We start from the raw sequence: 23,009 nt of genomic DNA on the forward strand, positions 1-23,009 counted from the left end.
GCGTTTAGCTAATTCATCAAAATACATGGACTCATAAAAAGCATAAATGCACACCTCCTTTTTGATATAGATCAAAACTCCCCCTTAGGCTTAATTTGATAATGACTTCAGTCTATTTGGATTATGTCGCTGTTTGGTCACAAAAAAGGAGAAACCATGGGACTTACCGTGGGGAGCAATCAAGATACCTTCAATTACAAGGTTGTCAGCCAATTTGCCATCGTTACAGTGCTTTGGGGAATTGTGGGCATGCTCGTAGGAGTCATCCTCGCTGCGCAACTTATTTGGCCAGACATCACTTTTAATATTCCATGGCTCAGCTATGGGCGCTTACGGCCATTGCATACCAATGCGGTTATTTTTGCCTTTGGTGGATCAGCATTGTTTGCAACGTCTTATTACATTGTCCAGCGCACCTGTCAGGCGCGACTTTTTTGTGACAAGCTGGCGGCCTTTACCTTCTGGGGATGGCAATTAGTGATCGTATTGGCAGCGGTGACCTTGCCTTTAGGCATCTCTACTTCTAAGGAATATGCTGAGCTTGAATGGCCCATAGATATCCTGATTACTGTAGTTTGGGTTGCATACGCAGTGGTGTTTTTCGGCACCATCATGAAGCGCAAAACAAAGCATATTTATGTTTCCAATTGGTTCTTCGGCGCGTATATCCTAACTATTGCTATTCTGCACATTTTCAATAATTTAGAGATGCCAGCAAGTCTGTGGAAATCTTATTCTGCATACGCTGGTGTCCAAGACGCTATGGTGCAGTGGTGGTATGGCCACAATGCGGTTGGTTTCTTTTTAACAACCAGCTTCTTGGGCATGATGTACTACTTCATTCCTAAGCAAGCCGAGCGTCCAATCTACTCATATCGTTTATCTATCGTCCACTTTTGGGCTTTGAACTTTACCTATATGTGGGCAGGACCGCACCATTTACAACATACCTCCTTACCAGACTGGACTCAGTCACTGGGGACTGTATTCTCAATTATTTTGTTAGCACCATCATGGGGTGGGATGATCAACGGCATCATGACTTTGTCTGGTGCTTGGTATAAGTTACGTACCGACCCAATCTTGAAGTTCTTGGTAGTAGCATTGTCTTTCTACGGCATGTCTACATTCGAGGGCTCAATGATGTCTATCAAGACGGTAAATAGCTTGTCGCATTACACCGACTGGACTATTGGCCACGTTCACTCGGGCGCTCTCGGTTGGGTTGCCATGATTACGATTGGTTCTTTGTACTATCTCATCCCACGTTTAGTTGGTCAAAAAGACATGTACAGCACTCGATTAATCGAAGTGCATTTCTGGATTGCTACGATCGGCGTTGTTTTATATATCGCTGCAATGTGGATTGCCGGTGTAATGCAAGGTTTGATGTGGAGAGCATTTGAACCAGATGGCACATTGACTTACAGCTTTGTTGAGTCTGTAAAAGCAACTTATCCATTCTATGTGATTCGTTTATTGGGCGGCCTCTGTTACTTGGGCGGCATGTTCTTGATGGCATATAACGTTTACAAGACAGTAATTGGTAAAACGTTCGTGAATGCCCCAATTCCACAATCATCAGTAAGTGCTCACTAAGGAGAAGAACAGTGTCTAATGAAAATAAATTCTTTTCCCACGGAACACTTGAGAAAAACGTTGGCTGGTTAATTATTGCAACCATTATTGTGGTTTCGATTGCTGGTTTAGTGCAAATTGTTCCGCTATTCTTTCAACACACGACAACTGAACCAAGTCCCGGTGTAGCGCCATACACAGCCTTGCGTTTAGCTGGCCGGGATGTATACCAGCGCGAAGGGTGTGTTGGTTGTCATTCTCAGCAGATCCGAACATTGCGATCAGAGGTTGAGCGCTACGGCCCTTATTCTTTGGCTGGTGAGTCAGTATTTGATCGCCCATTTCTCTGGGGTAGTAAACGTACAGGCCCTGATTTGGCTCGTGTAGGTGCTCGCTATTCTGATGATTGGCATCGTATTCACCTTCGCAATCCGCGTGACGTAGTGCCTGAGTCGAATATGCCTGGATATCCTTGGTTGCAAAAGAGCGCTGCTGATGCCTCATCAATTCAGTCTCACATGGTTGCTATGCGTCGTTTGGGTGTTCCTTACACGGATGAAATGATTGCCGAGGCCCCTAAAGAGCTGGAAGGAAAAACGGAAGAGGACGCATTAATTGCTTACCTGCAAGGTTTAGGTGTCAACCGTCGCTACATCATCGTGGATGAGGTTGTAGCGAAATAATCATCAGGCTTATTAATTTTAAAAAATATAAATCAAATGGAACAGATTGCACCCTATCTCTCCGCATTTTCATCGGTCATCGGACTCGCCTTTTTTATTGGGATTGTTTGGTGGGCTTGGTCTCCAGGCAGGAAGAAGGCTAATGAAGAATCGGCTGAACTTCCATTCGATCTTCCGGATGAATTTAGTAAGGACAAATCATGAGTGATTTTTTTAGTAGCGGTTGGAGTAATTACATCGCGCTTGTTTCATTAGTCGGTATTGTTTGGTGTATCTGGCTCTTGTTTTCTCAGCGTAAGGCTAAGGTCATTCACACAGCCGATGGCGCAGTAGCTGATACTGGGCATGTTTGGGATGGTGATTTGCGTGAGCTTAATAATCCATTGCCACGCTGGTGGGCTTGGATGTTCCTGTTTTCTTGCCTCTTTGCTCTAGCTTACTTAGTACTGTTTCCTGGTTTAGGATCATTTCCAGGTATTGCTGGCTATACAACTGAAGGCGCTCTGATGAGTTCAATGACAGAAGCTAATGATGAATTAAAGCCCGTATACGCTAAGTACGTGAAGATGGATATTGAACAAGTTGCAGCCGATCCAAAAGCCCGAGAAATGGGTCAGCGCTTGTTCTTAAACTCTTGCGCTCAGTGTCACGGTTCGGATGCCGGTGGCTCCAAAGGCTTTCCAAATCTAACTGATGGTGACTGGCTCTACAGCGGATCCCCTGAGAATATTAAGACAACGCTTATTAACGGACGTAATGGAGTAATGCCTGCGTATGGACATCTGGAAAGTGCGCAGATTGTAGATTTGGCTAACTATGTGCGCAGTTTGTCTGGCCTACCTGCTGATGATGCAAAAGTTACACGTGGTGCAGAATTATTTAACTCCAACTGCGTTGCTTGCCATGGTGGCGATGGTAAGGGCAATATTGCTTTGGGGGCACCTAACTTGACCGATAAAACTTGGCTATACGGCGGATCAGAGGCGACTATCGTTGAGACTCTAACGAAAGGTCGTATGGCAATGATGCCCTCTCAAGACAAAGTATTGAGTCCAGAGAAGATTCATCTCTTGACTGCATATGTTTGGGGTTTATCTAATAACAAGACTGCTACAGCAAAATAAACAGTGTCAGATAAATCGCCAATAGGGAAACCTATTCCTATAGATATCATCGAGGAATCGCTATATGAGGTTCGGCGAAAGATTTATCCGCGATCAGTCAGTGGGTTATTTGCTCGATGGAGAATAATTCTAGTTGTTGCAACACAAGTTCTCTTTTACGGTTTACCATGGGTTAGCTGGAATGATCGTCAGGCAGTTCTATTTGATTTAATCCAGCGTAAGTTTTATATCTTTGGTTTGGTGCTCTGGCCGCAGGATGTGATTTATCTTACGCTTTTGCTGATTCTTTCGGCGCTTGCACTATTCTTATTTACCGCTATTGCGGGTCGCTTGTTCTGTGGCTATGCCTGCCCGCAAACAGTCTATACCGAAATATTTATGTGGATCGAGCGTAAGGTCGAGGGTGATCGATTTGCGCGCATTCGCCTCGACGGTGAAGAGTGGCCATGGAGTATTCGTAAGTGGCGTCTCAAAATCACCAAGCATGTCTTGTGGCTATTGATTGCCTTTTGGACGGGCTTTACTTTCATTGGCTATTTCACTCCAATTGAAACGCTCGCAACAGCAATCCTGCATTTATCACTTGGCCCATGGCAAACTTTCTGGTTATGTTTCTATAGCTTTGCAACCTGGGGTAATGCCGGCTTTATGCGTGAGCAGGTATGCAAATACATGTGCCCATACGCCCGTTTTCAAAGCGTCATGGTAGATAAAGATACCTTCTTAGTTACCTACGATAAGGTACGTGGCGAGCCAAGAGGTAGCCGTAGCAAGTCCACTGACTATATAACCCATGGATTAGGGGATTGTGTAGATTGCAGTATTTGTGTACAAGTTTGTCCAACTGGTATTGATATTCGCGATGGCCTGCAATATATGTGTATCGGTTGTGGTGCCTGTATTGATGCTTGCGATCAAGTGATGGAGAAGATGGATTATCCAAAAGGATTGATTCGGTATACGACCGAGCGAGCAATTGAGGAAAAGGAAACCAATCAAAGTGCGATTCGCCATATTCTGCGACCACGCGTGTTAATTTATATGGCATTTATTACGGTTCTAACGAGCGCATTCCTGATTTCTTTAGTTACTCGAAATCCATTACGGGTTGATGTGATGCGCGACCGTGGTGCTCTTGCTCGCGAAGTAGATGGCGTCCGGATTGAAAATATCTACCGTATACAGATTATGAATGCCTCTGAACATAAAATGAATGTACAGCTCAAGGCTAGCGGTTTGTCTGACTTGAAGATACTGAATTCACAGGGGCAGGTGGTCACTGATGTTGAAGTGGGTCCAGCTAGCAATCTATTAATTCCGGTAAAGGTAAGCACTACTGTTGGAGCATATGAGCCAGGTAATTACCCAATTCATTTTGATGTAATTGGTCAAGAGCAGTCTGGAACTGAGTTAATCAACAGAGCCCGCAATGAAAAATCTAGCTTTATTATTCCCCGCTAAGTTCGATGGTAAAAGATGGAGAGGATGAATATGTCACAACATGAAATAAATAAGCCTTGGTTTAAGCAGCTTTGGCCATGGTTGCTGATTAGTGGTCCAGCAGTTGCTGCAATTGGTTGCATCATTACTATTTACTTGGCTATCAATCTCTATTCAGATAAACCGGTTCGCGATGGCGTAGTGAAACGCGGGCTTAAGGTTGAGCAAATTAAAGTAGATCAGGATCGCAAATGAAGTACCGCCTATTCATTTGGATTATGTGGCCATCGTTTTTGGTCTCTATCTTGGCCGAAGGTTTACTTTTTAGTGTCATCCATCCTGCTGACCTATTATTTTTTGGGCATCATCCCAATATTTCTGATGAAGGTATTTACACTATCGGATTTTTTATTATCTGGATTTTTTGCTCGTTCTCCAGCGCCCTGACTGCCTATATTTTGCCTGGCATACATACTGATAGCGATAAAGCATCAGATCGCGGGTTGATTTAAAGTGGTATTACTTAGGCGCTGATTGGCCTTATTTGAAGTACGCGATCTGGGTTCGGTATGCCAGCTAATTCATAGAGTCCATCCATATCAATCAACTTGATATGACGCTGTTTGATTTGGATAAGCCCTGATTCTGCAAAGCGTGAGAGCATGCGACTAACAGTTTCAATCTGAATACCTAAGTAACTACCAATTTCTACGCGGCTCATGCGTAAATCAAATTCATTATTTAGGTAACCCCGGGCGGCCAGGCGCTGTGAAAGATTCAACAAGAAGGCGGCTAAACGCTCTTCTGCACGCAGACTACCGAGCGATAGTAAGTGGCGTTGATCTTGCGTGATTTCGCGACTGAGGATGCGGTGAAACCGTTTTTGTAGTGCTGGAATTTGACGTGCCAAATCCTCAAATGCTTCGTAGCGAATGATGCAGACTTCACTTTCTTCTAGTGCAATTGCTTCTGATTGATAACTACCATCACCAATACCATCAAGTCCTAAGATTTCACCGGGTAGATGAAAGCCAATCACTTGTTGGCGCCCATCCTCTAGGCCATATTCCGTCTTCAGAGTACCGAAACGAACACTATAAACCGCAGAAAGTGGATCGCCATGGCGGTATAGAGTTTCCCCTTTTTGTAGGTGAACCCGCTCTTTTACGAGAGTATCAATCTTGGCAATATCACTCAAGGTGATTCCCACTGGCAAACAAAACTGGCCCAGTACGCAGACCGAGCATTTGCTACTAGGGGCATCTGAGTTGGTGTAATTCATATTGTATCTAGTAATCAGATCAGTTTATTCTACTCGGATAATGTGCAATTTTAATATTTCCTTCTAGTGATATCCCTCTAGATGCTCACTACCAGTCTATTGCTAGCCGTCTTTTTAGGGGCTCTTGTCAGCGGGTGGCACTGTGCCCTCATGTGCGGTGGAATTGCAGCGGCGATTGAGCAGAAAAAAGGAGTTCGAGGGGTGACTTATGCCCCTTTACAAAGCAAGTCACAGCTATTTTATCTTCAGTTAATCATGCACTTAGGGCGCCTGACTACTTATGTTTTGCTCGGTGCTATGGCTGCTTGGGCTGGTGCTGTTCTGTGGCAACAAAATGTAGTGCCTATTCAGCGCCCCTTATTTGCCTTGACCTCTTTGATTTTATTGGTGATGGGCTTGCGTCTATTGCGTCAAAACTCGAATAGCCGTCCACTGCTTGGAAAGTGGCTAGGCGTACATGTAGCAACGTACTGGGCTAAATACTTGGGCAGCTTCACCGGCCGATCATCCCGCTGGTTTAGCGGAATGGTATGGGGATTAGTTCCTTGTGGCTTGGTTTATAGCGTTTTGCCGCTCGCTTTTTTGTCAGGCAATATGTTGACGGGGGCGGCACTAATGCTGGCATTTGGCTTGGGTACCTTACCCAATTTAATGTTGATATCTAAATTCTCAGCAGCTCTCACTCAGTTTGGCCAATATATTTGGGTAAGATATATCGCTGCTAGCCTTCTATTTTCTGCAGGGATCTTTGGTTTATATCGTGCCTGGTATTTGCCAGAAGCTTTACTAAAAGGTGGGTTTTGTATCAGTTAGTGTTGCGAGCTAATCGCAGCAGCAATGCCCTGTTGCAAGTCTGGATAGATTCTATGAGAAGGTAGTCGCATCAATAGACCTCCACGCTCTGCCATTTCATATGGCTGATGCGCCAGTCCACATACGATGAGTTTAATACCGCGGCCCTCGCAAACCTCCTCAAGCTCAAGTAAGGCGTCAATACCAGATACGTCGATATAGATTACATTCTTTAGATCTAGGATTAATACCTTTGATGGCAATTCATTTTCGATATTCTCTAGAAGTTTGACAGCGCCAAAAAAGATAGCCCCATAGATCCTAAAGGCTCCAATCTTTCCTTGGAATTGTTGTAGCTCTGGAAAGTCAGTGGGACTTGCCAATTCATAGCGCGATAGGCTTGAGATCCGGTAGATAAAGGTGAGGAACGCCAGCAATAGGCCTACTTGTATTGCGACAGTGAGGTCTAAGATAATAGTCAGAAAAAAGACGCTGAGCATGGTAAAGCGATAAGGCAGACGAAATTGCTTCAGATCTGCAAACTTTCTCCACTCACCCATATTCCAAGCAACAAACATCAGAATAGCTGCCAAACTCGCGAGAGGAATATTTTTAGCTAGTGGTGCCCCAAATAAAATAATCACTAGTAATGTAGCCGAGTGAACGATGCCGGCAATTGGAGTTCGACCACCGCTCTGTACATTTGTCACTGTTCTAGCGATTGTGCCTGTCGCTGGCATGCCACCAAAGAATGGGGTGACTAGATTAGCAACACCTTGTGCCATCAGCTCCTGATTCGACTCATGCCGATCATGAATAAGTCCATCAGCAATCCGTGCGCACAGTAGCGACTCAATTGCACCAAGCAATGCGAGTGTAATCGCTGGCGCAATCACAAATTGAGCTGTGCCCCAGCTGATTGGAATCCATTCAAAGCTTGGTAAGCCTGAGGGAATCCCCCCGAAACGACTGCCTATAGTGTCCACGGGAAGATTAAATATACTAGTGATGATGGTGGCTAGAGCCATTGCGATCACGGTTCCCGGTAAGTGACTAAGATAGCCAAGATGTTTATTAAATATTCGCCAGGCAATGAGGGTGGCAAGGCTTCCCAGGGATAGTATTAGGGCGATAGGATTAACCGTATCGGCAGCAGCATATAAAGCTTGGACAGCTTGAAAAAATTCAGCAGGTACCTTAGTAACTTGTAGGCCAAAAAATTCTTTAACTTGAGACAGTCCAATGAGCACGGCAATACCATTGGTAAAACCAATAATGACTGCTACCGGAATAAAGCGAATTAATGTACCAAGTCGAAAGAGTCCCATCAAAAATAAAAATACTCCTGACATAGCCGTTGCTAAGAGTAAATTGGCAACTCCATAATGCTCAACAATTCCGTAAACAATCACAATGAAGGCTCCTGCTGGGCCGCCAATTTGCACACGGCTGCCGCCCAATAAGGAGATCAGTCCACCAGCAATGATTGCTGTAAAGATACCGGCCTCAGGCTTTAGTCCGCTAGCGATCGCAAATGCCATGGCTAAAGGCAGTGCTACAACTCCAACTGTAATTCCTGCTAATACATCCTTGCTAAAAAGGGCGCTGTTATAACCCTTAAAAGAATCGAGTAGTTTTGGGTGAAAGAAATACATTGCAATATAGATATTTAGCTTATTCGATTACCAACCCAGTAGGCTAAGGTGGCTGAAAATGCTGTCACTGCTGAGCCCCAGGCAATATCCACAAATGCAAGACGAACAGGGAAGTCGCGAATGACTGCAAGATTAGTTAAATCGTAAGTCATATAGCAAAAGAAACCAAATAGAGCCCCATATTGCGCTGCGTATATCCAGGACTGTTTGGAGAGCGCCGGAAGAATGACAAAAATAGTTGCCCCAAGTGCATACAGAAGATAAAAGGCTAAGCCTGCCAGTAATTTAGGCTCACTCGCCATGAGTGAGCCCATTTCATCGCGGTACATATTCTTAGCAATGCCAAGAAGCCAAATTAAATCGATCACAAGCAATGACAGTAGAAATGAACAATACACCGCGAAGTACTTGAGCAATTTAGTTTCCTTTTATAAGCTTTTATAGGTGAATAATTAGGATTATGATGGAACGAGAAGTATTTCGGTTTAATTTAACAGGAGTCAATATGTTTAAGCACTTATTAGTACCGGTTGATGGTTCAGATGTAAGTAAAAAGTCCTTAAAGAAAGTGGCTGCGCTAGCTAAGGCTGATAAAGCTGCAGTAACTTTAGTATATGTTTCCGATCCAATGCCTCCAATGGTCTATTCTGATAGCAGTATGGGTTATGGCGTCACCCAAAAAGATCATCAGAAGGTATGCGCTGCTTATGCTGCTGATGTCTTTAAAAAATCTGCCAGCGCATTGGGTGCAGGCATTAAAGTAAACTCCCTGCATATTTCCGATAGCAATTTATCTGAAGGCATTCTAGAGGGCGCCAAGAAAGCGAAGGCAGATGTGATTGTGATGGCTTCACATAAGCTTACTGGTATCAAGGGCATGCTCTTAGGTAGCGAGACACATGAGGTGATTGTGCATTCCAAGTTGCCTGTATTAGTCCTTGGTTGATGCTGAATTAATCCGGTAATTAAAAGGGGTCCCTTTGGACCCTTTTTATTTTTTCAGCTTTAATTCTTGATGGGTGTGCCTAGCAATAGAATTTCTCTAGTGAGCAATCCGCTATCGCTATCTCGCATATTCCATAAATCTAGTTGAGTTTTTTGGGCATAGGGGTCAACGTAGACGCCATCTTTTCTCAACTCAAAATGCAGGTGAGGACCAGTAGATCGTCCAGTTGATCCAACATAACCAATTTCTAGGCCACGCCGTACCTCATTACCAACTTTTAGCTCGACGTTATAGTTACTTAAATGGGCATAGTAAGTGCGGTAGTTGCCTGGATGTTCTAGGATGATAAGGTTGCCAAATGCTCCGCTGTAGCCCAAGTGGACAACCTTGCCGGTGGCCACGCTAAAGACAGGTGTGCCGGTTGGTGCTGAATAATCAATTCCCATGTGAGTGCGATACCGTTGCTTTGGAGCCGGGGTAGGCGCAGCGCCGCTCTTCGCTGGTACAGGTTTCTTACTCGATGCTCTCACGCTGCCTACCCCTCGCGATATACGTCGATAGCTTAGGGGGTTTGTCCAGAAGGTGCGTTCAATAGACTCACCATCTGCTGTATAGAAGCCGCCTGGTATATCGCTTCTATCAACCCAAAATGCACTTGAAAAAATTTCGCCAGATGCTGGATCGATAATTTCTGCGGCCCAAATTTGTGCCCAGCGTTCTTTATCGCCAAAATCCACAATCAATCGAACAAGACTATTTGTATTTTCTAGGGCATTATTTTCTTCTGGATAAATTTGCTTGATTACAGAATTCAATTCCCAAACTAGCTCAACGGGTAATTTATCGCCCACCTTTTTGGGGTCATATAAAACATCGCTTAGCGGTAGTTGAATTTCAGTAAAACGCTTGGACTCATCCTTTAGATAATCTTGCTGTATTAAAAAGCTACCTACTGCCGATGGTGTAAAAGTCCAAATCTCTGTTTTGGCATCTTGCAAGGGTCCGTTCATGATGCTGAGAGATTGAAAGCGATTGCGATTTCCTAAGGCTAGGGCGTAAGGTATGCAATCGCCTCGCATTCGCTCAAAAAACCCTTTAGTTTGGGATTTAAAAAAATCATTGAAATTACTATCGCTCAGGCCTAAATTACTCGGAAGATTTCCCTCGTTTAAGCTGCGCCGTATACAGCCACGCTGAACACGGTAGTCTAAGTTCGGACCAGCATCATTGCTATATTCATCTTCAGTTCGCTTAAACTGTTCAGGATTTAAGCTCATGCCTTTGGATGACTGATTGAGCGAATTTTCCTGAAGCCTGATGCCAGACTGTTTGTTATTTGAAATTACGACCTTTTGTTTTACTTGAGGAGTTTTACTGGATTTACTGGTTTTATTATTTTGATTTACTTGTTGAGCTTGAGCGCAGGAAATGCATACGATCAGAGAGAGCCCAAGAATTTGGGTTGCGACTTTCAATAAGTAGGGCAAGCGGCTCACTATTTTTTTCACTATCCAATTATCCAATATTGTTCCTCCCTACATAGTTTTTTATGCTGTAGTGCAGCATTTATCTATTGAAGTGGGTCAATGAAAGTGGCAAAAGTTGTAGATACAATAATTTTTTGATCAAAGGAATTCTCATGCCCATTATTGAGTCAGTATCTGTTGCAGCAGTTGCGGTCCCTTTAGACAAGGTCACCTCCTTTTCCACCAGGACGGTGTCAGAGCGTCACTATTGCTTGGTCAAGGTGCGGGGCAAGGATGGTAACGAGGGTATTGGCTTTTGCTACGTTGGTAGTGCTGGCGGAGATATTGCCAAGATTGCCGTGGAGCAATTATTAGCCCCAAAGCTCATTAGTCAAAATAGTCATCGTAGCGAAGGGCTTTGGATGGAAATGTACAACGAGTCAATTTTGCAAGGGCGCGCTGGTGCGGTGATGCGTGGGATCTCGATTCTAGATACTGCGCTTTGGGATTTAAATGCCCGTGCTGCAAAGTTACCTCTTCACCAATACCTAGGATCAGTCGTGGATGACCGAGTTCCGGCTTATGCCAGCGGGGGCTATTATCTCGATGGTAAGACGCCTGCTAAGCTGGGTAAGGAGATGGAGTCCTACGTTAAACAAGGCTTTAAGGCTGTCAAAATGAAAGTAGGGCGCCTCTCCCCAAGTGAAGAGGAAGCGCGTGTTAAGGCTGCTCGTAAGGCTGTAGGTGAGGATGTGTTACTGACACTAGATGCGAATAATGCTTGGCGTGATTTGCCGACTGCCTTAGAGTACATTCGTCGATTTGAGGCATATAACCCTTACTGGATTGAGGAGCCGTTTTCTCCTGATGCAATTGATTTGCACGCCGCTCTGGTACGCCAAACCAAGATTAATGTAGCCACTGGTGAGATGGAAGCTGGTCGCTGGCGTTTTAGGGAGTTAATTGATGCTGGCGGCACCACTATTTTGCAGTCTGATGCAGCGGTGTGCGGCGGCATCACTGAGTGGCGCCGTATCTCTGCGTATGCCGATTTAAAAGGGGTGATTGTTTGCCCACACTGGATGCATGATTTGCATGCACCTTTGGTGGCTGCAACCCCTAATGCACGGTTTGTAGAGTTTTTCTTAGATGATCAGGTCTTAAACTTCCGTAGATTAATAAATAAGCAGCTCACCTTCAAGAATGGTGATTTGATCTTGCATAAGACACCAGGCTTGGGATTTGAGTTTGATGAAACTGCTATCAAAAAATACGCTGGTAAGTCTGCTTGGACAAAGATTATCTAATGGAGTTGCAATTCTCGACAATAAAAAATCCCGCACAAGAGGCGGGATTTTTTACGATCTTAAACTACTTCAATATGTTCAGGTGGATTTGGGATTGAGTTTGTAGTGAGCAATAAGTTGGGTGATGAGTACCAAAGCAAATCCAATAAAACCAATGAGATCAGCTTCCGTGGAGGGGTAGGCTAATGCCACCCCGGAGATCACCATGATGACACGCTCAAATACTTTGGTTTTCTCAATAAACCAACCTTGCAAGCCGCCAGCTAAACAAATGATACCTACCACTGCAGTAAATGAAATCCATCCAATCTGTATCCAATCTGCTTGCTCAAGAGCACTGGTTGATCCCATCAACAGTAAGCTCACACCTGATTTATCAAGGACAAACATAAATGGCACCAAAATTGCTGGGGCAACGTATTTCCAGGTTTGTAGAGTAGTTCTATAAGGATTGCCTTTACAAATTGCAGCTGCAGCGAATGGAGATAAGGCTGTTGGAGGCGATACCTCTGATAGCACGGCGTAATAGAAAATGAACATGTGTGCTGCAAATGCAGGCACACCTAAGTTGATGAGTGCCGGCGCAGCTATCACGGCACAAATAATGTAGGAAGCAGTTACCGGTACCGCGAGGCCAACGATCCAAACAATCAATGCCGTAAAGATGGCCGTTAGCAGTAATGAGCCTCCCGCATATTGAATTACGATGGAGCTAAATTTAAGACCCAGGCCAGTTAGAGTAACAGTACCAACAATTAGACCTGCACCCGCACACGTGGCTGCAATCGCTAATACGCCTGTAGAACCAGACGAGAGTGCCTTCGATAAGCTGGATTTATAAAGACCAGAGAGTATAGGTTCTTTGCCCTTAAACCAGGCCCATGGAATGATTGCGGTATCTTCTCGCAACATACTAGACAGCGCAGAAACAACGGTAGCCCAAAAGACTGACATCACTGGCGAGAAGCCAAACATCATAAAAACTACAATAGAGATTAGAGAGAAAAAATGGAACCAATATTTTTTCGTTAACTGCCAGGCGCTTTCTGCTGATGAAAAATGAATATTTTTCATGCCGTACTTACGTACGTCGATTTCAACCATGACAAACAAGCCGAGGTAGAACAGAATCGTGGGTATGGTTGCCATCAGCAACACATCTAAGTAGGAGATTTTAAGGAAGTCAGCAATCAGAAAGGCAGCTGCCCCCAATACTGGTGGTGAGATGATCGCACCCAGTCCGCCCGCAGCCAGAAGTCCGCCCGCAGCATTTTTTTCGTAACCCACCTTTTCAAGCATAGGAGCTGCAACAGAGCCGACTGTTACGGTAGTTGCAACACCTGAACCTGATGGGCCACCCATGAGGAATGAGGACAAGACAATCGTTCTACCCACTCCAGATGATTTGCCACCCATTGCCGCAAAAGAGAAGTCGATGAAGAATTTTCCAGCGCCCGTAAATTGCAAAAAGGCACCAAAAATAGTGAAAAGAATAATCAAGGTTGCAGAGACGTCGACTGCGGTGCCATAGATGCCCTCAAGGCTCATGTACATATAACCCACGAGTCGATCTAAGTCATAACCTTTGTGGGTCCATGGGGCAGGAAGGTAGTTGCCAAAGAAGGCATATAGCAAGAAAAGCACTGTAACGGTAACGAGTACCATGCCATTGGTTCTTCTCACGCCCTCTAGGATGAGTAGGATGAGAGCAATGCCAACCATGACATCAGTAGAGTTTGGGGCAGTATTTCTGTCCATGAGTTCATCGCCGCCAACCAGAATGTAATAGGCGATGACAACTGAGCCTATGGCGAATAAAACATCCCAAAACTTCAACTTATTTTTAAAGCGAGCGGCAATAGGAAAGCTTAAGAACACTAAAAACAAGACTAGGGCAACGTGGATGACTCTGAGTTGATGCGTTGGAACGATTGAGTAGGCTGCATATAAATGAAACAAAGACATGCCTATTGCTACCAGCGTAATGAATATAGCCAGCAGACCTTTGTAGTCATTAGAGTCGCCCTCTTCTTGCTTAATGAAGGCATCTAATTTTTCTTGGGTTTCGTTGTCAATCACATTTTGGTTCATGTCTTAACCAGTCTATTTTTATATTTATATACAGCGCTAACGCAGAAGGGGTGAGATTAACTCACCCCAATATGGCTTAGTTAACTTTGATACCTTTTTCTTTGAAGTACTTTAAAGCGCCTGGATGATAAGCAATCGGTGAGGCATTTGCTTTTTGGTTCTCCAACTTGATATTTCTATACTCAGCATGTGAGCGGACAAGTTCAAGCTGATTATCAAAAATAGCTTTAACAATTTTGTATGCCTCTGCATCAGACATGGAAGCGTTAACAACTAAAAGATTGGCAACCGCTGCAACTTTGTTATCTTTTTCCATGCCGCTATAAGTTTGCTTTGTAATCTCGGATGGGAAATAAAGATTGCCATATTTTTTATTCATAGCAGGAACTTCAGCATTAGTGTCTACCATGACAATTTTCATGCCAGGACTGTTTGCTAAATCGGTAACAGCGGCAGTTGGTAAGCCACCCACCCAAAAGAAGGCATCAATCTTGCGGTCTTTTACAGCATTAACAGATTCTGCGACGCTCAAACGCTCACGCTTGACATCTTTGTCTTTATCCAGCCCTGCAGCCTCTAACAAGCGAAAAGCCATTACTTCAGTAGCGCTTCCCGGTGAGCCTGTACTGACACGCTTACCTTTGAGATCTTTCATAGTCTTAATGCCAGTAGATTCCACGGTAGCAACGTGCATGAGGTTTGGATACAGTATCAGTAAGTTACGTAAATCTACTGGCTTGCCCTTGAACTTATCCTCACCATCTTTAGCATCTTTAGCAGCATCAGCCATTGAGAAACCAACATAAGGTTTACCGGTACCAACGAGCTTTAAATTATCAACTGAGCCGCCTGTCACTTCAGCAGTTGCTGACATTCCTGGTACATGCTTAGATAATACTGAGGCTAGGCCTCCACCCATTGGGTAGTAAACGCCACCAGTACCACCAGTTGCGATAGAAAGGTTTTGTGCCTGCGCAGCACCGAACAACATAGTGATTGATGCGGCAATTACTTTTATAAGCTTCATTTTTGTCTCCTGTTTTGTATCTATTAAATTAAAGGCCCGGCATACTGAAATTCATCTTTTGTAGCTCACTCAGCAACTTGGCTTGCTGCTCTGCACTCAGCTGCATCAGTGGTGGGCGTACTCTTAGCCACTCAGAATCCTTACTATAGTGTGCAACTGCAGTTTTCATCCCAGCAATCATTTGATACTGAGCAAAAATTGAGCGTACTTGATCTAAGTTTGCTTGACGTTGATCTGCATCAGATTCCCTCCAATGAGCAGCTAATTCAGCAATCGCCCTAGGGTTTACGTTAGCTGTAGCAGAGATGCATCCAACTCCGCCGGCACGAAGGGCTCGCATGAGAAAGACTTCGCTACCAGCATATACGCGGAAACCTGATGGTGCCAAGAGCTTGATTACGGACTCTGTATAAGCCCAATCACCAGAGCTATCTTTCATGCCAACAATAGTTTTTGGATACTCTTTAGTTAAGCGCTCCAATAAGGAAAGGCTTAAGTTAATTTTGGTGACTGGTGGGATGTTGTAAATATAAACTTGCAATCTTTCATTGCCAACTTTTTGAATCACTTCGGAGAAGTAAGCAAAGAGACCATCATCGGTAACATCTTTGTAATAGAACGGCGGCAGCATCAAAACGCCGGCACATTGGTGCTGAACTGCATGTCGAGTCATGCTGACTGTCGCATCAATAGATGAAGCACCCGTGCCAGGCATCATGTGGGCAGGATTTAAACCACCTTCAATCAATGCGTTAAGCGTATTCATTTTCTGCTGAGCAGACATTGAATTAGCTTCAGAGTTCGTGCCGAAGATGGCTTGACCAACACCATTAGACTCAAGCCATTGGCATTGTTTGAGCAACTTCTGTGCATCTGGATTGCCATCTTCTTTGAATGGAGTCAATACAGGCGAGAGCACTGCAGGTAGCGTGGAAGGGTGAAGGGAAATTGTCATGCTTGCTCCGGTTTAATTGATTACTTCGGTGAGAAGTGGCTGTTGATTGTAAAAAGCTTCTAAATTATCTATTGCTAAATTTGTCATTAATTGTCGCGTCTCAGCAGTTGCGCTTCCAATATGAGGCGTTAGTAAGACATTATCAAGATTTAAGAACTTTAGGTTCGGATTTGGTTCATTTTCAAACACATCAAGCGCTGCGCCAGCAATCTTTTTTTGCTGCAGTGCAACTAAAAGGGCAGCCTCATCGACTATGCTACCCCGTGCAATATTAATGAGGTAGCCCAAAGGGCCTAAGGCCTCCAAGACTACCTCGTCAATCATTTTTTCTGTTTCCGGGCTAGCCGGGCAAGCAAGAATCAGAATGTCACATGCTTTTGCCAGAGACTGGATATTGCTGTGGTACTCGTAGGGCAAGTCTTTTTTTCTGGGTCCTGTATAGGCTAGTTTGACCTTAAATGGCTCTAGGCGCTTTGCCAGATCTTGCCCAATACGACCCATTCCTGCAATCCCAACGCACTTGCCTGCCAGGGTGCTAGTGATAATGAAGGGGCCCTGAGACCAAGCGGTACTCTTTACAAATTCCTGCGCTTCGGGAATGCGGCGTAGTAAGCCAAACAGCATGCCAATAGCGAGTTCGCATACTGCATCATTTAGCACTCCCGGGGTGTTGCTGGCCTTGATTCCCCTGGTGCTGAGAAAGTCTAGAGGAAGGTTGTCATAACCCACGCCGCAGGTAGCAACCATTTTTACGCTCGGCATTTGTTCAAATAGCTCTTTTGGAAGTGGTGTATTTGAACGAGTCAGAATTGCGGTAAAACTTCCATCTGGAATTTTGCCCTGAGGGTCGAGCATTTTGCTTGTAATCAGCCGCTGATCGATCTCCAGTTGCATGATTTCTGGAAATTGCCCGACCTGCAGCACTGAATTGACTGGGATCATGTCTCGCTTACTTTTTTATTGGAATAATGAAAGTATTGTAAAAGGATTTGTAATCCTTATTTTGCCACTGAAGGAGAGATTGAAATGTTGTTTACGCCCGCAGAAACTAAAGTAGTCATCGTCGGTGGCGGTACCATGGGTGCCGATGTCGCTGCTGTTTGTGCACGTGGAGGGTGCGCGGTTCAGGTAGTGGAGCCCACCACCGAGCGTCGTGCACTTCTGCCGGATTACTTTGCAAACACCATGATTGATTTAGGTTATGAGCATCGCCTCCATTTGCTTTCTACAGCTGGCTCCTTGGAGGAGGTGGATTGGTCGGAAATAGATTTGGTCATTGAGTGCGTTCCAGAGCGTTTGGATATTAAGCAAGAGTTGTTTGCAAAGCTAGAACAATATGCAAAACCTGAGGCAGTCTTAGCTAGTAATAGCACTAGCTTCCCAATTAGCGATATTTCAAGGGGCTTGAAAACGGCAGCGCGAATGATTGGCCTGCACTTTTTTATGCCTGCACATTTAGTGCCTTGCGTTGAGGTGGTTTATGGAGAAAAGACCTCCCCTATGGTTGGTGATAGCCTATCGCGCTTGATGACAGCTTGCGGCATGGTGCCAGTTTCAGTTAAAAAAGATTTACCGGGCTTTTTAGCGAATCGCTTGCAGCACGCATTATCTCGAGAGGCCTTTGCCATGGTTGATGCTGGTATTGCTAGCTTAGAGGATATTGATAAGGCCGTGCGCTTTGGTTTTGGCTTTCGCTATATCGCCGCGGGACCTGCAATGCAACGTGACCATGCAGGTTTGGATGTGCATGGTGCAGGTGGTACAACAATTTACCCCTCTCTGAATAATTCTCCTGAGATTGCCAAGTGCTTAAGTGATCGTATTGCGAGTGGCAAGTTGGGTATGAAAACAGGCGAAGGATTTTATTCTTGGACAGCGGAGACAATGAAAGCCGAGCGGGAGCGCTACCAAGAGGCATTACGTGAGGGCTTGAAGATTATTCAAAAGGATCTGCCTGAGATCAAGTAATGAGAATCTATGCCAGATCTTTGAGATTGAGTTTTCTCAGTTGGGGCGCAAGTTGATAGGTAAGTAACACCACAACTATAGTTGCGACTCCACCAAATACGATCGATGGAACAAGTCCCATTAAGCTAGCTGCAATTCCTGATTCAAGTGCACCTAATTCATTTGATGAGCCAATAAAGATGCCATTGATTGCGCTGATCCTACCGCGCATATGATCTGGAGTGGTTAATTGCATAATGCTGCTACGAATCACCACCGAAATGGAGTCGCAGCAACCGGAGATGAATAAAAAAAGTGCGCAGAGCCAAAGGTTGCTCGAGAGACCAAAAGCAATAATGGCAAGGCCAAAGCCACCTACGGATAAAAATAGGTGCCTACCAGAATCCTCGAGTAGAGGTCGACGTGCCAAGTAAAGACCTGTGAGGACTGCTCCGGCTGCTGGCGCTGCTCTCAGAATTCCAAGTGTTTCTGGGCCAGCGTTAAGCACCTCTTTAACAAAGGCTGGAAGAATAGATACAGCTCCGCCCAATAGAACGGCAAACATATCTAAGAGCATGATTCCTACAATCAGATCATGTTTTCTGACATAACTAAAACCCTCAAATAAACTTTGCAAGAAGCTTGCATTTACGCCTTCAGGTTTTTCATGTGTGATGCGTATAAAAGTGATCCCATAAAGTCCAATAGCGCCGCTTAGTGCAGCTAAACCATAAGTCCACTCAAGACCAGCAAATCCAATCATCAGTCCACCTAGGCCCGGTCCAGCCACAACACAAATTTGAAATGCTGATGACGCGTAGGCCGTATATCTAGCCATTTGATCTCTGGGAATAATTTGCCCAAAGATGGCTTGGTAGGAGGGTCTCAATAGGGCGCGAGCTACACCTAAAAATGCTACTGCTGTGTAAACCAACGGAACCGGTGGAGTAAGCCAATCTAATGCAATCAGGGCTAAAAATATTCCAACTGCAACATGAAGCAGGCAGGAGATTGCAGCAATGATTTTGCGGGAGTGGCGATCTACCGCATGCCCAGCGTAAAGTGCCAATGCAAAATAAGGAACCAGCTCTGCTAGGCCTACTAGGCCGAGTGAGATTACGCTATTGGTAATTTCATATAAATGCCAGCCAACTGCAACCATCATAATTTGATAGCTTAAAGTCGTGCCTATGCGATAAATCAGAAGAGTTTTAAAGGCCTGGCTGGTTTTCATAAATTTTGCCCATTCTAAAGCCAGTTGTGATTTATTCTTCAGATATGAAGAAAATCATTCGTGTCTGGGACTTGCCCATTCGCCTGTTTCATTGGCTTTTGTTGATCGCTATTGTTCTTAGCTTTATTACTGTCAAGATTGGTGGTAATGCGATGGAGCTTCATGGGCGTGTCGGCTACTGCGTCCTGACTTTGATTGTCTTTAGAATCTGTTGGGGCTTTGTCGGTTCTTACCATGCTCGGTTCACTAATTTCATGCCAAGCCCAACAGGATTATTTGGCTATCTATCTGGTAAAACTAAAGCAGGTCTTGGCCATAATCCCTTGGGCGCTTTATCTGTCTTAGCTCTTTTATTGTCAGTTGGCGTGCAAGCAGTGACAGGCCTTTTTGCAAATGACGATATTGCTTTTGAGGGACCATTTGCAAAGTATGTTTCGAATGGCGTGGTTGGACTGATGACCTCGATTCATCATGCAAATGAATGGGTTTTAATTGCTCTAATTGCGCTTCATCTTTGCGCAATTTTGTATTACCAAAAATTTAAAAGTGAAAATTTAATCAAGCCGATGTTGTTAGGCGATAAGGAAATTGACCCAAGCGAGGAGGCAAAATATCTACCTGCTGACTTGGGTCAAGCCTCCAAAGATGGAGGGCTACAACGTGGCTTTGCTTTATTGCTGCTAAGTTTGATTGCAGTGGTTCTGGGTTACTTCATTACTGGCTGATCACTTTTTCTTAAAGTCGTCATGGCAACCCTTGCAGGTCGCGCCAGCTGCACCAAAAGCCTTTTTAATTGCCTCTTGATCGCCTGACTGTGCTGCAGTATTGAGATTGGCTACTGCAACTTGCATTTTTTCTCCAGCAGATTTGAATTTGGCGTTATCAGACCATACTGCTGGAAGCGCATTACCACCTTCAGTACCCGGGCCAAATGCTTGCCATGGCAAAGTGGACAGCATTGCAACAACAGCTGCATTTTTGGCAACCTCATCTTTGTTAAATGGCGCTTCACCTTTAACTACTGCGCCAATCCTTCCAAAAGAAGTGGCCATGACATTAAATACGTTCTGACGATATTTAATGGCGTCTTCTGGTTTTTTAAACTGCGCATAAGCAATGCCAGTTCCAGCGACTAGTGTGGGTACGATAGCGGCCAAAATTAAATGTTTGAGTTTCATGGTTAAGCTCCAGTGAGGTCAGTGGGTTACTGTTGATAAGTTTGGACTTTTAGAATACTTCAGAAAAGCATTTGCAGGGGAAGTGTGACAAAGTAAACAACACCCTTAAAAAATGCTGTCAAAGGCTCCATCCATAAGCTGCCAATGACACCTGTAAAGATGAGGGCCAGCACAATAAAGAAACCGTAGGGCTCTAGTTTTCCAAATGCGATGGACTGTCGAGCTGGTAATAGGCTGGCAAGAATGCGGCCACCATCTAATGGGGGGAGTGGGAAGAGGTTAAATACCAGCAAGACTAAGTTCCAGGTGATCCCCGCTTGAGCCACTGACAGGAGAAATCGCTCATTCACGCCAAAACCAAAGAGGATGATCAGGAGAATGGCCCAAACGAGGGCTTGAATGAAATTGGAGCCTGGTCCTGCCAAGGCCACCCAAATGGAGTCAATGCGCGGGTTCCGTAAACGCCCAAAATTGACTGGCACGGGCTTGGCATACCCCACTAAAAAGGGGGATCCACTCAGAATTAATAGGAGAGGAATGAGGATGGTCCCCACCGGATCTATATGTTTAATAGGGTTGAGGCTGACCCTACCAAGCATATAGGCAGTATTGTCACCAAAATGACGAGCTGCGTAGCCATGGGCAGCCTCGTGGATAGTAATGGCAAAAATCAAGGGAATCGCATTAATTGCGATGGCTTGGATAGAATAGTCGGTAATCATGGCAATATGATATCCATAGGAGCAAAAAGTGACTGACGATAAAAAACCTGAATCAAAAACTCCGGCTAAGCCCGTAGCAGCCAAGCCCGTAGCCCGTCCACCAGCCCCAAAAGGTCCATCTGGTCCTGGCGGCCGGCCTCAGGCAGGCTTTGGTGGCGGAAAAGCCATGATGCGTAAGGCTGGCCGCGGCCGATAGTGGATAATCACACTATCAATTAATGTGTCTAATGAGGATTTAGCATGAACGAATGGCATAAAGAGTCGAAAGACGAAGTCAATAAGAAAATTATCACCTTGATCGTGATGTTAGCGGCAGCTACTAGCTTGGCTATTTTGTTTGCGTTGGTTGCAGCTCATACTGGTTACGTATTCGGCTAATCTGAATTAATGACTAGCCATCGCCAACCTGCAGTATTTGCTGGCCATGGCAGTCCGATGTATGCCATCGAGCCCAACCGTTACACAGCAAGTTGGGCCACGCTTGGTAAATCGCTTAAACGTCCAGATGCCATCTTAGTCATCTCGGCCCATTGGGTAACCCGTGGAGTGTGGGTTACCGCAATGCCAAAACCTAAAACAATTCATGACTTTGGCGGATTTCCGCAGGCTTTGTATGATATTCAGTATCCAGCGCCCGGTAGTCCCGCGCTAGCGGATCGCGTAAAAGCATTATTGGGCATTCCTGTTGTGCTTGAAGAAAATGAATGGGGTATTGATCATGGAGCTTGGTCTGTTCTGAGATACCTTTATCCCGATGCTGATATTCCCGTAGTGCAGTTGAGTTTGGATGGCTCCCTGTCTGCGCGGGAGCACTTTGAGCTTGCTGCAAAATTACGTCCTTTGCGGGATGAGAACATTTTGATTCTGGCCAGCGGCAATGTGGTGCATAACTTACGCACTATTCACTGGGATGAGGATGCAACTCCCTATCCCTGGGCTAAAAAGTTCAATGATTTTTTTATCTCAGAGATGAAGGCAAGTCACCATCAGACATTAATTGATTGGGAGCAATTGGGAGATGCAGCCCATTTGTCCATTCCAACCCCAGAGCATTATTGGCCCGCCCTGTATGTGCTTGGCCTTCAAGAGCAGGGTGAGACACCTAAGGTGCTGGTAGACGGCATCGAGATGAGCTCTATTAGTATGCTCACTTTTTCAATCCAATAACACTGTATATGTGGCCATCTACTCTTGCAATTTTCTGTGGCGCTGGTCTTGGTGCATTGCTGAGAGCAGTTTTTAATGTTCTTACCGTAGGCATTGCCTCGACATTTCCTTTGGGAACCTTTATCTCGAACATGGTTGGGGGATACTTCGTTGGCATCGCCCTTGCTTTTTTTAGCAGCAACCCAAACCTCTCGCCGGAGTGGAGGTTATTTGTAATAACGGGTTTTCTGGGTGGTTTGACCACCTTCTCCAGCTTCTCTGTAGAGGTTGTGGCATTTATTGAGCGTGGGGAGTTAGCTTGGGCCCTGGTTACAGCACTGCTGCATGTCTTAGGCTCTCTGGCGCTAACTTTCCTTGGGATCTGGACTTTTCACTCTTTTCGATAAATTTTTAGGTATAGTTTGTTCAATGTTTG

The 23,009-nt window shown here is 44.9% G+C and carries 27 protein-coding genes; 16 read left to right on the plus strand and 11 right to left on the minus strand.

The window, feature by feature from the left end; all coding sequences use genetic code 11:
• The first annotated feature begins 156 nt into the window (after nt 1-156).
• From ccoN to ICN43_RS04395, 7 genes are read left to right on the plus strand one after another with little or no spacing between them, the layout of a single operon-like run.
• Nucleotides 157-1,599 carry a cytochrome-c oxidase, cbb3-type subunit I gene (gene ccoN, locus ICN43_RS04365; RefSeq protein ID WP_216197383.1) on the plus strand — a complete coding sequence of 481 codons (1,443 nt, stop codon included), beginning with the start codon at nt 157-159 and terminating at the stop codon, nt 1,597-1,599.
• Between the two features lie 11 nt (nt 1,600-1,610).
• Complete coding sequence (gene ccoO / locus ICN43_RS04370; RefSeq protein ID WP_216197384.1) at nt 1,611-2,261, plus strand: cytochrome-c oxidase, cbb3-type subunit II; 651 nt, start codon at nt 1,611-1,613, stop codon at nt 2,259-2,261.
• Nucleotides 2,262-2,297: 36 nt separating this feature from the next.
• Nucleotides 2,298-2,465 carry a cbb3-type cytochrome c oxidase subunit 3 gene (locus ICN43_RS04375; protein ID WP_216859726.1) on the plus strand — a complete coding sequence of 56 codons (168 nt, stop codon included), beginning with the start codon at nt 2,298-2,300 and terminating at the stop codon, nt 2,463-2,465.
• Nucleotides 2,462-3,385: a cytochrome-c oxidase, cbb3-type subunit III gene (ccoP, locus tag ICN43_RS04380; protein ID WP_216197385.1), complete on the plus strand. Its 924-nt coding sequence runs from the start codon at nt 2,462-2,464 to the stop codon at nt 3,383-3,385. Before ICN43_RS04375 ends, ccoP begins: the two co-directional genes overlap by 4 nt.
• A 3-nt stretch (nt 3,386-3,388) precedes the next feature.
• On the plus strand, nt 3,389-4,846 hold the full coding sequence (gene ccoG, locus ICN43_RS04385; RefSeq protein ID WP_216197386.1) for a cytochrome c oxidase accessory protein CcoG: 1,458 nt from the start codon (nt 3,389-3,391) through the stop codon (nt 4,844-4,846).
• A gap of 30 nt (nt 4,847-4,876) precedes the next feature.
• A complete protein-coding gene (locus ICN43_RS04390) occupies nt 4,877-5,080 on the plus strand; it encodes a FixH family protein (RefSeq protein ID WP_216197387.1) in 204 nt (67 codons plus the stop codon).
• A complete protein-coding gene (locus ICN43_RS04395) occupies nt 5,077-5,337 on the plus strand; it encodes a hypothetical protein (RefSeq protein ID WP_216197388.1) in 261 nt (86 codons plus the stop codon). Before ICN43_RS04390 ends, ICN43_RS04395 begins: the two co-directional genes overlap by 4 nt.
• Before the next feature lie 11 nt (nt 5,338-5,348).
• Here ICN43_RS04395 and ICN43_RS04400 read toward each other — a convergent pair whose 3' ends face one another.
• On the minus strand, nt 5,349-6,107 hold the full coding sequence (locus tag ICN43_RS04400; RefSeq protein ID WP_216197389.1) for a helix-turn-helix domain-containing protein: 759 nt from the start codon (nt 6,105-6,107) through the stop codon (nt 5,349-5,351).
• Between the two features lie 81 nt (nt 6,108-6,188).
• Between ICN43_RS04400 and ICN43_RS04405 the strand changes: the two genes are divergently transcribed.
• Complete coding sequence (locus ICN43_RS04405; protein ID WP_216197390.1) at nt 6,189-6,920, plus strand: sulfite exporter TauE/SafE family protein; 732 nt, start codon at nt 6,189-6,191, stop codon at nt 6,918-6,920.
• Here the strand turns inward: ICN43_RS04405 and ICN43_RS04410 are convergent.
• Together ICN43_RS04410 and ICN43_RS04415 are read right to left on the minus strand one after the other, a co-directional pair.
• Complete coding sequence (locus tag ICN43_RS04410) at nt 6,917-8,554, minus strand: SulP family inorganic anion transporter (RefSeq protein WP_216197391.1); 1,638 nt, start codon at nt 8,552-8,554, stop codon at nt 6,917-6,919. The two genes, ICN43_RS04405 and ICN43_RS04410, sit on opposite strands and share 4 nt — an antisense overlap.
• 14 nt (nt 8,555-8,568) lie before the next feature.
• Complete coding sequence (locus tag ICN43_RS04415; protein WP_216197392.1) at nt 8,569-8,970, minus strand: DUF2177 family protein; 402 nt, start codon at nt 8,968-8,970, stop codon at nt 8,569-8,571.
• Between the two features lie 89 nt (nt 8,971-9,059).
• Here ICN43_RS04415 and ICN43_RS04420 point away from each other — a divergent pair, with 89 nt between their 5' ends.
• A complete protein-coding gene (locus ICN43_RS04420; protein WP_216197393.1) occupies nt 9,060-9,500 on the plus strand; it encodes a universal stress protein in 441 nt (146 codons plus the stop codon).
• 59 nt (nt 9,501-9,559) lie between these two features.
• Here ICN43_RS04420 and ICN43_RS04425 read toward each other — a convergent pair whose 3' ends face one another.
• A complete protein-coding gene (locus ICN43_RS04425; RefSeq protein ID WP_216197394.1) occupies nt 9,560-10,777 on the minus strand; it encodes a M23 family metallopeptidase in 1,218 nt (405 codons plus the stop codon).
• Between the two features lie 362 nt (nt 10,778-11,139).
• On the opposite strand from ICN43_RS04425, the gene ICN43_RS04430 reads away from it, so the two are divergent.
• Nucleotides 11,140-12,273 (plus strand): mandelate racemase/muconate lactonizing enzyme family protein, encoded by a 1,134-nt coding sequence (locus tag ICN43_RS04430; protein WP_216197395.1) that lies wholly within the window; start codon nt 11,140-11,142, stop codon nt 12,271-12,273.
• Nucleotides 12,274-12,351: 78 nt separating this feature from the next.
• On the opposite strand, the gene ICN43_RS04435 is transcribed toward ICN43_RS04430, so the two are convergent.
• The 4 genes from ICN43_RS04435 to ICN43_RS04450 form a co-directional block, all read right to left on the minus strand.
• Nucleotides 12,352-14,364 carry a TRAP transporter fused permease subunit gene (locus ICN43_RS04435; RefSeq protein ID WP_216197396.1) on the minus strand — a complete coding sequence of 671 codons (2,013 nt, stop codon included), beginning with the start codon at nt 14,362-14,364 and terminating at the stop codon, nt 12,352-12,354.
• 76 nt (nt 14,365-14,440) lie between these two features.
• A complete protein-coding gene (locus ICN43_RS04440; protein WP_216197397.1) occupies nt 14,441-15,391 on the minus strand; it encodes a TAXI family TRAP transporter solute-binding subunit in 951 nt (316 codons plus the stop codon).
• 28 nt (nt 15,392-15,419) lie between these two features.
• Nucleotides 15,420-16,346 (minus strand): dihydrodipicolinate synthase family protein, encoded by a 927-nt coding sequence (locus ICN43_RS04445; protein ID WP_216197398.1) that lies wholly within the window; start codon nt 16,344-16,346, stop codon nt 15,420-15,422.
• Nucleotides 16,347-16,358: 12 nt separating this feature from the next.
• Nucleotides 16,359-17,288: a 2-hydroxyacid dehydrogenase gene (locus ICN43_RS04450; RefSeq protein WP_216197399.1), complete on the minus strand. Its 930-nt coding sequence runs from the start codon at nt 17,286-17,288 to the stop codon at nt 16,359-16,361.
• Nucleotides 17,289-17,372: 84 nt separating this feature from the next.
• On the opposite strand from ICN43_RS04450, the gene ICN43_RS04455 reads away from it, so the two are divergent.
• A complete protein-coding gene (locus ICN43_RS04455; protein WP_216197400.1) occupies nt 17,373-18,314 on the plus strand; it encodes a 3-hydroxyacyl-CoA dehydrogenase family protein in 942 nt (313 codons plus the stop codon).
• Between the two features lie 7 nt (nt 18,315-18,321).
• On the opposite strand, the gene ICN43_RS04460 is transcribed toward ICN43_RS04455, so the two are convergent.
• On the minus strand, nt 18,322-19,527 hold the full coding sequence (locus ICN43_RS04460) for an MFS transporter (protein WP_216197401.1): 1,206 nt from the start codon (nt 19,525-19,527) through the stop codon (nt 18,322-18,324).
• Between the two features lie 44 nt (nt 19,528-19,571).
• Here ICN43_RS04460 and ICN43_RS04465 point away from each other — a divergent pair, with 44 nt between their 5' ends.
• Complete coding sequence (locus ICN43_RS04465; protein WP_216197402.1) at nt 19,572-20,252, plus strand: cytochrome b/b6 domain-containing protein; 681 nt, start codon at nt 19,572-19,574, stop codon at nt 20,250-20,252.
• On the opposite strand, the gene ICN43_RS04470 is transcribed toward ICN43_RS04465, so the two are convergent.
• Both ICN43_RS04470 and ICN43_RS04475 read right to left on the minus strand, forming a co-directional pair.
• The gene (locus ICN43_RS04470; RefSeq protein ID WP_216197403.1) at nt 20,253-20,705 is read right to left on the minus strand and encodes a cytochrome c; all 453 of its coding nucleotides are present in this window, start codon (nt 20,703-20,705) and stop codon (nt 20,253-20,255) included.
• Nucleotides 20,706-20,764: 59 nt separating this feature from the next.
• Nucleotides 20,765-21,427: a site-2 protease family protein gene (locus ICN43_RS04475; RefSeq protein WP_216197404.1), complete on the minus strand. Its 663-nt coding sequence runs from the start codon at nt 21,425-21,427 to the stop codon at nt 20,765-20,767.
• 28 nt (nt 21,428-21,455) lie between these two features.
• On the opposite strand from ICN43_RS04475, the gene ICN43_RS04480 reads away from it, so the two are divergent.
• From ICN43_RS04480 to crcB, 4 genes are read left to right on the plus strand one after another with little or no spacing between them, the layout of a single operon-like run.
• Nucleotides 21,456-21,623, plus strand: coding sequence for a hypothetical protein (locus tag ICN43_RS04480; RefSeq protein WP_015421675.1), 168 nt, complete (start codon nt 21,456-21,458; stop codon nt 21,621-21,623).
• Nucleotides 21,624-21,667: 44 nt separating this feature from the next.
• Nucleotides 21,668-21,805 (plus strand): hypothetical protein, encoded by a 138-nt coding sequence (locus ICN43_RS04485; protein WP_174221123.1) that lies wholly within the window; start codon nt 21,668-21,670, stop codon nt 21,803-21,805.
• Between the two features lie 9 nt (nt 21,806-21,814).
• On the plus strand, nt 21,815-22,594 hold the full coding sequence (gene ygiD, locus ICN43_RS04490; protein ID WP_216197405.1) for a 4,5-DOPA dioxygenase extradiol: 780 nt from the start codon (nt 21,815-21,817) through the stop codon (nt 22,592-22,594).
• An 8-nt stretch (nt 22,595-22,602) separates the two neighbouring features.
• On the plus strand, nt 22,603-22,980 hold the full coding sequence (crcB, locus tag ICN43_RS04495; protein WP_216197406.1) for a fluoride efflux transporter CrcB: 378 nt from the start codon (nt 22,603-22,605) through the stop codon (nt 22,978-22,980).
• The last annotated feature ends 29 nt before the right edge of the window (nt 22,981-23,009 follow it).

Source organism: Polynucleobacter sp. UK-Mo-2m-Kol15, from assembly GCF_018881505.1.
GTDB lineage: Bacteria > Pseudomonadota > Gammaproteobacteria > Burkholderiales > Burkholderiaceae > Polynucleobacter.

Excerpts from the sequence above, each read along its gene's own strand:
- ccoN (WP_216197383.1), top strand. The coding sequence starts at position 157 with ATGGGACTTACCGTGGGGAGCAATCAAGATACCTTCAATTACAAGGTT.
- ICN43_RS04375 (WP_216859726.1), top strand. The coding sequence starts at position 2,298 with ATGGAACAGATTGCACCCTATCTCTCCGCATTTTCATCGGTCATCGGA.
- ccoP (WP_216197385.1), top strand. The coding sequence starts at position 2,462 with ATGAGTGATTTTTTTAGTAGCGGTTGGAGTAATTACATCGCGCTTGTT.
- ICN43_RS04390 (WP_216197387.1), top strand. The coding sequence starts at position 4,877 with ATGTCACAACATGAAATAAATAAGCCTTGGTTTAAGCAGCTTTGGCCA.
- ICN43_RS04395 (WP_216197388.1), top strand. The coding sequence starts at position 5,077 with ATGAAGTACCGCCTATTCATTTGGATTATGTGGCCATCGTTTTTGGTC.
- ICN43_RS04400 (WP_216197389.1), bottom strand. The coding sequence starts at position 6,107 with ATGAATTACACCAACTCAGATGCCCCTAGTAGCAAATGCTCGGTCTGC.
- ICN43_RS04405 (WP_216197390.1), top strand. The coding sequence starts at position 6,189 with ATGCTCACTACCAGTCTATTGCTAGCCGTCTTTTTAGGGGCTCTTGTC.
- ICN43_RS04410 (WP_216197391.1), bottom strand. The coding sequence starts at position 8,554 with ATGTATTTCTTTCACCCAAAACTACTCGATTCTTTTAAGGGTTATAAC.
- ICN43_RS04420 (WP_216197393.1), top strand. The coding sequence starts at position 9,060 with ATGTTTAAGCACTTATTAGTACCGGTTGATGGTTCAGATGTAAGTAAA.
- ICN43_RS04425 (WP_216197394.1), bottom strand. The coding sequence starts at position 10,777 with ATGAGCTTAAATCCTGAACAGTTTAAGCGAACTGAAGATGAATATAGC.
- ICN43_RS04430 (WP_216197395.1), top strand. The coding sequence starts at position 11,140 with ATGCCCATTATTGAGTCAGTATCTGTTGCAGCAGTTGCGGTCCCTTTA.
- ICN43_RS04435 (WP_216197396.1), bottom strand. The coding sequence starts at position 14,364 with ATGAACCAAAATGTGATTGACAACGAAACCCAAGAAAAATTAGATGCC.
- ICN43_RS04440 (WP_216197397.1), bottom strand. The coding sequence starts at position 15,391 with ATGAAGCTTATAAAAGTAATTGCCGCATCAATCACTATGTTGTTCGGT.
- ICN43_RS04445 (WP_216197398.1), bottom strand. The coding sequence starts at position 16,346 with ATGACAATTTCCCTTCACCCTTCCACGCTACCTGCAGTGCTCTCGCCT.
- ICN43_RS04450 (WP_216197399.1), bottom strand. The coding sequence starts at position 17,288 with ATGATCCCAGTCAATTCAGTGCTGCAGGTCGGGCAATTTCCAGAAATC.
- ICN43_RS04455 (WP_216197400.1), top strand. The coding sequence starts at position 17,373 with ATGTTGTTTACGCCCGCAGAAACTAAAGTAGTCATCGTCGGTGGCGGT.
- ICN43_RS04460 (WP_216197401.1), bottom strand. The coding sequence starts at position 19,527 with ATGAAAACCAGCCAGGCCTTTAAAACTCTTCTGATTTATCGCATAGGC.
- ICN43_RS04465 (WP_216197402.1), top strand. The coding sequence starts at position 19,572 with ATGAAGAAAATCATTCGTGTCTGGGACTTGCCCATTCGCCTGTTTCAT.
- ICN43_RS04470 (WP_216197403.1), bottom strand. The coding sequence starts at position 20,705 with ATGAAACTCAAACATTTAATTTTGGCCGCTATCGTACCCACACTAGTC.
- ICN43_RS04475 (WP_216197404.1), bottom strand. The coding sequence starts at position 21,427 with ATGATTACCGACTATTCTATCCAAGCCATCGCAATTAATGCGATTCCC.
- ICN43_RS04485 (WP_174221123.1), top strand. The coding sequence starts at position 21,668 with ATGAACGAATGGCATAAAGAGTCGAAAGACGAAGTCAATAAGAAAATT.
- ygiD (WP_216197405.1), top strand. The coding sequence starts at position 21,815 with ATGACTAGCCATCGCCAACCTGCAGTATTTGCTGGCCATGGCAGTCCG.
- crcB (WP_216197406.1), top strand. The coding sequence starts at position 22,603 with ATGTGGCCATCTACTCTTGCAATTTTCTGTGGCGCTGGTCTTGGTGCA.